Genomic DNA, 5,301 nt, shown 5'->3' on the forward strand with positions numbered 1-5,301 from the left:
GCTCCACTGCTGCACGGCGAGCGTCGCATCCATGCCGAGCCACAGCGCGCCGGCGTCGAACGGCTCGCCCCGGCCCACTGGCCGTCAACTCCCCGGCAGGGGCGAACCAGTCGATCAGACCTTCCGATGCACAAATGTTTCTTTTCTTCCTGCAACCGTACAAGCGTATGGATCATCTGTAGAAGCGAAGGCCACATCCAGATAGCCAGAAAGGTCGTCTCACCGTGCACGTCGGACCGGGTCGTCGCTCCGCCCTGTTGGCATCCGCCGCTCTCGCGGGCTCTCTGGTGCTCACCGCCTGCTCGGGCGGCTCGGGCGGGGGCGGTAGCGATGCGGGGCCCGAGCCGAAGATCACCGTCAGCCCCGGCGAGGGCAAGGACGTCAAGCTCGGCTCGCAGATATCGGTCAAGGCCGAGGGCGGGAAGCTGACCGAGGTCGAGGTCAAGGACGCCAAGGGCGAGAAGGTCTCCGGGCGGATGGCCGACGACGGCGCCACCTGGACCGCCGACGGCAAGGTCGGCCCGAAGAACACCTACACCGTGCGCTCCAAGGCGAAGGGCGGCAAGGACGGCAAGGGCAAGGAAGCCTCCTCGACCGCCACTTTCACCACGCAGGCCGCGCCCAGCGTCAACAAGCTCACCAACACCCCGGGCAACGGGCAGACCGTCGGCACCGGCATGCCCGTCTCCATCCTCTTCGACCACCCGGTGGACAAGAGCAAGCGCGCCGAGATCGAGAAGTCCCTGGCCGTCACCTCGACGCCCAAGGTCGAGGGCGCCTGGGGCTGGGTCAAGGACTGGTCCGGCCAGGACCGCATCGACTGGCGGCCCAAGACCTACTGGCCCGCCGGGACCAAGGTCAACGTGAAGGGCCTGCTGGCGGGCGTCGACTCGGGCGAGGGCGGCTGGTTCGCGAAGAACTACGCCTGGGACTTCTCCATAGGCGCCGACCACAAGGCGGTCATCGACGTCCCGTCGCACACCCTCACGATGCTCGAGAACGGCAAGCCCGTCGGCACCATCAAGGGCTCCGCCGGCTCCCCGGTGGACCCCACCCGCGGCGGCATCCACACCGTCCGCAGCAAGAACGCCGACGAGACCATGGACTCCTCCACCATCGGCCACGGCAACGAGTGGATGCTCGACTCCAAGTGGGTCACGCACCTGACCGCCTCGGGCACCTTCCTGCACTCGGCGCCCTGGAACCGGTCCATCGGCGTGGAGAACAACAGCCACGGCTGCTTCGGCATGACGACCTCCGACGCGAAGAAGGTCTACGACTTCCTCCCCATCGGCTCCACCGTCGAGGTCAAGAACACCACCAGCACCAAGGTCACCGACCCCGGCAACGGCCTGTCGGTCTGGCAGGAGAGCTGGGAGCAGTGGCAGAAGCGCAGCGCCCTGAAGTGATGCCGGAGGTACGGTGGACGGCGATACTTTCCGGCCGTCCGTGAGGGTGCGGGGCGCGGCCGTGGCGGTTGCGCCCCGCAATGCTCTGACCTGCGCAGCGGGGCGCGTGGAGCGTGGACTAAGGCCGGTGGCCTATGCAGTGGGCGGTCTGTGCGCCCGACGGCCCCAATGCACCCCATGGAACATATGGTTGTCGTTTTAATGGTTGTGCCAAGAGGGCAGCACTCTGCCAGGCCCGCCCGGGAACGCAGAGGGGCGGAGCGGATGCTCCGTGCAGGCCGGGCCCGAACCGGAAGGATCGAGATCGGCTCAGCACGGCTCTGAAGGAGGCTGGCCTCGATGCCACAGGACATCGCCCTGGACATTCCATTCCCCAAGCGGCTGAACCCCTATGTGGAGGTGGCGCGGGCACGGAACGAGCACTGGCTGGTCTCCACCGGTCTGCTCAGCAGCCCGCACAACCTCGAGCGGTACCGCACCTGGCGCATCGAGCGGCTGGCCGCCGGCTTCCTCCCCGGAGCCGGCGTCAACGACCTGACCTTCGGCCTCGCCGTACAGAGCTTCTTCTTCTTTTTCGACGATCTCTTCGACAGCGGGCTCGGCGAGGACCCCGCCGCCACCTACGAGATCTGCCACGAAATGGCGGCCCTCGCCCGCCAGGAACCCGGCGCCGCCGGCATCACCCCCTCCTTCCCGCTCGCGCGCGTCTGGACCGAGCTGTGGCTCCAGGCCCAGCTCGGCATGTCGGCCGCCTGGCGGGCCCGGGCCGTACGGCACTGGGAGGAGTACTTCCTCACCTACGTGTCCGAGGCCGTCAACCGCCGCAGCGGCACGGTCCTCGGCATGGACCCGTACATGAAGCTGCGCCGCCTCGGCATCGGCAGCGAGGTCGTCGTGGACGTCTCCGAGCGCTGCGGGCACTTCGAGGCGCCCGCCGAGATCCACCAGAGCATGTGCATCCTGGAGGCCCGGGCCATCACCGCCGAGGTCGTCACCCTCACCAACGACCTCCACTCCCTGGAGAAGGACCTGGCCAACGGCGAGCTGAACAACGCCGTCCTGCTGCTCGGCCTGGAGCACGGGTGCGGCCGCGCGGAGGCGATCGTCCACGTCCAGCGCATGATCCGCCGCCGCACCACCCGGTTCCTGCAGCTGGAGGCCGAGGCCGCCCGGCTCTGCGAGGTCTTCGGCCTCTCCCCCGAACAGCGCGAGAACACCCGGCTCTTCCTCGACGCCAACCGCGCCTGCATGCGCGGCAACCTCGACTGGAGCAACGAGAGCGGCCGCTACAGCGAGCTCGGCGTCCTGCACGTCAACCGCTCCCGCCGGATAGAGGACGTGGTCGCCCGCACCGCGGAGTGAGCGCCGCGCCTCGGCCGGGGAACTCGTCCCTTCGGCCGAGGCGGCCCCGGCCGATCGGCCGAAGCGGCGGGGGAGCCGCGGATGCTTGGCTGGAGGGATGCTGCACCTGCTCTACCTGGCCGGGATCGCCGCCTTCGCGGCCAGCGGCGTCCTCGCCGCGCACCGCGCCCGCCTCGACCCCTTCGGCGGGCTCGTCCTCGCCTTCGCCGCCGCCATCTCCGGCGGCACCCTGCGCGACCTCATCCTCGACCGGCACCCGCTGTACTGGACCCACGACTGGGTCCTGCTCACCGTCATCGCCGTCACGGCCGTGGCGACCATGCTCTTCCTGCACCACCGCGAACTGCCGCGCCGCTCCCTGATGACCGTCGACGCCGTCGGCCTCGCCGTCGTCACGGTGATCGGCGCGCGGGCCGGGCTCGACGCGGGCGTCACCCCGTTCGCCGCGGTCATCCTCGCCGTCGTCACCGGGGTGACCGGAGAGGTCGTCCGCGACGTCCTGTGCGGGGAGTTCCCGCCGCTGCTGCTCCGCGAGGAGGTCTACGCCACCGCGGCGCTGCTCGGCGCCGTCTGCTACCTGATCCTGGACCGGCTCGGCACCGGACCGACGGCCGCCGCCGTCGTGGCCGCGTCGCTCGTGTTCGCGGTGCGCATGGGGGCGCTGCACTTCGGCCTCCACCTGCCCCGCCTCGCCGGCCGCCCGCGGGCGTAGAGCTTGCGGCCCCGGGACTTGCAGGCTCTAGGCTTGCAGGGCCCGGGACCTGCGGGGCCCGCGGTTGCCCGCCGGGCTCAGCAGCCGCCGGCCGGGGCCGGCCCCTCCAGGAGCTCCAGCTCCAGCAGCCACTCCACGATCTCGGTCCGGTGCCGGGCCTCGCGGGGATCCGCACCCCACACGTACAGCCCGTGCCCGGCCACGACCACCGCGGGCATCCGCGGCTCGCGGGCGGCCGCCAGCCGGTCGCCCAGCACCCGCATGTCCTGGCTGTTGCCGATCACCGGCAGGACGACCTCCGGTCCGTCGGCCGGGAGCCCGAGCCCCTTCAGCATCTCCAGGTCCTTCAGCACGATGCCCCCCGGACGGCGGCGGGCCATCGCCACCGACGCGACCGTGTGGACGTGCACGACCGCGCCCGCGCCCGTCAGCCGGACCACCCGCGCGTGCAGCGCCGCCTCCGCCGAGGGCCTGCCGCCCGCCACGGCCGCGCCCTCGCCGTCGACCAGCACCACATCGGCGGCCGTCAGTTCGCCCTTGTCGAGAGCGCTCGCCGTGACCGCCAGGCGCAGCGGCTCCCGGCCGGTGACCACCGACAGGTTCCCCGAGGTGCCGCGCATCCAGCCGAACGACGCGAAGCGGGCCGCCTCCGCGGCCAGCGCCGCACCCGCCTCCGCCAGGCCCAAAAGCCCCGCGCCGGCGCCGGTCACGGTTCGCTCCCCGCCCGCGCGACGTCGATGCCGGCGAACGAACCCGCCTCCGGGTGGCCGCCCGTGCCCTGCGCGTAGTAGGGCTCGCCCGGGCGCCGCACGCCCGCCGTGAGCCAGCCCGCCGTCCGCGCAGCGTCCAGCTCCGCGGGCCGGTCCGAGAGGAACAGGGTCCGGCCCGGCGGCGCCCCGATGGCCTCGGAGATGGCCCGGTACGAGCCCGGCGACTGCTTGGGCCCCGCGTTCTCCGTGTCGTACAACCCGTCCACCAGCGGCAGCAGATCGCCCTGCGCGCTGTGCCCGAACCACGCGCGCTGCGCCGCCACCGACCCGGACGAGTACACGTGCAGGCGCACCCCGCCCGCGCGCCAGCGCCGCAGGGCGGGCACCACGTCCTCGTAGAAGTGCGAGACCAGCTCGCCGCGGGCGAACCCCTCCGACCACACGATGCCCTGCAAGGTCTTCAGCGGCGTGGCCTTGCGGTCCTCGTCCAGCCAGGAGTTGAGGGCCCGCACGATGCGCGGGGCGTCCGCGGCCGGCTCCCCCAGGAGCGCACGGACCTGCTCGGCGGCGCGCCGCACCGCGGGCTCGGCGGCCCGCTCGGTGAGCAGGGAGCCGAACCGGCTGCGCGAGTACGGGTAGAGCACGTCCACGACGAAGCCCGTGGCGCTCGTCGTGCCCTCGATGTCCAGGACCACGCAGTCCGCCGCGAACCGCAGGCTCATGCCGCCCGCCCTGCGCGCAGCTCGTCGAAGGAGGGGAAGCGGGAGGCGATGTCGCTGCCGGTGAAGGAGGCGGCCCAGCCGTCCGGCACGTGGAAGAAGCGGATCGCGGTGAAGGACGGCACCGTCCCCATGTCGAACCAGTGCCGGGTGCCCCGCGGCACCCCCAGCAGGTCGCCCCGCTCGCAGCACACCGCGTGCACCAGTCCGTCCACGTGCAGGTAGAACACCCCGGCTCCGGCGACGAAGAAGCGGATCTCGTCGTCATCGTCGTGCGTGTGCTCGGCGAGGAACTTCTCCCGCGCGGCCGCGGCCTTCGCCGGCCAGCCGGGGGAGCTCTCGGGGTGGAGCGCGGCCACGTCGACCGCGGCGAAGCCCTCCTCGGCCGT

At 71.9% G+C, this 5,301-nt stretch carries 5 protein-coding genes and 1 pseudogene; 3 read left to right on the plus strand and 3 right to left on the minus strand.

All coding sequences use genetic code 11. From position 1 onward, the window contains the following. The first annotated feature begins 257 nt into the window (after window positions 1–257). The 3 genes from V7793_RS32825 to V7793_RS32835 all read left to right on the plus strand — a co-directional run bounded on the left by V7793_RS32825 (window position 258) and on the right by V7793_RS32835 (window position 3,483). Window positions 258–1,409: a L,D-transpeptidase family protein gene (locus tag V7793_RS32825; protein WP_336013362.1), complete on the plus strand. Its 1,152-nt coding sequence runs from the start codon at window positions 258–260 to the stop codon at window positions 1,407–1,409. Window positions 1,410–1,748: 339 nt separating this feature from the next. Continuing rightward, window positions 1,749–2,771, plus strand: coding sequence for a terpene synthase family protein (locus tag V7793_RS32830; RefSeq protein ID WP_336013363.1), 1,023 nt, complete (start codon window positions 1,749–1,751; stop codon window positions 2,769–2,771). An 85-nt stretch (window positions 2,772–2,856) separates the two neighbouring features. Next, window positions 2,857–3,483, plus strand: coding sequence for a trimeric intracellular cation channel family protein (locus V7793_RS32835; protein WP_336013364.1), 627 nt, complete (start codon window positions 2,857–2,859; stop codon window positions 3,481–3,483). A gap of 77 nt (window positions 3,484–3,560) precedes the next feature. On the opposite strand, the gene mtnB is transcribed toward V7793_RS32835, so the two are convergent. The 3 genes and pseudogenes from mtnB to V7793_RS32850 form a co-directional block, all read right to left on the minus strand. Beyond that, entirely contained in the window at window positions 3,561–4,193 is a 633-nt protein-coding gene (gene mtnB, locus V7793_RS32840) for a methylthioribulose 1-phosphate dehydratase (protein WP_336013365.1), read from the minus strand. After that, window positions 4,190–4,915: an acireductone synthase gene (gene mtnC, locus V7793_RS32845; RefSeq protein WP_336013366.1), complete on the minus strand. Its 726-nt coding sequence runs from the start codon at window positions 4,913–4,915 to the stop codon at window positions 4,190–4,192. Before mtnC ends, mtnB begins: the two co-directional genes overlap by 4 nt. Further along, window positions 4,912–5,301, minus strand: a pseudogene (locus tag V7793_RS32850) (cupin); the annotation flags it as partial. The gene mtnC and the pseudogene V7793_RS32850, both read right to left, overlap by 4 nt.

Origin of the sequence: Streptomyces sp. KLMMK, assembly GCF_036961605.1 — a bacterium.
In the GTDB taxonomy this organism is placed as follows: domain Bacteria; phylum Actinomycetota; class Actinomycetes; order Streptomycetales; family Streptomycetaceae; genus Streptomyces; species Streptomyces telluris.

Bases quoted from the DNA above. Each gene is read 5' to 3' on its own strand.
- V7793_RS32830 (WP_336013363.1), top strand. From the start codon at position 1,749: ATGCCACAGGACATCGCCCTGGACATTCCATTCCCCAAGCGGCTGAAC.
- mtnC (WP_336013366.1), bottom strand. From the start codon at position 4,915: ATGAGCCTGCGGTTCGCGGCGGACTGCGTGGTCCTGGACATCGAGGGC.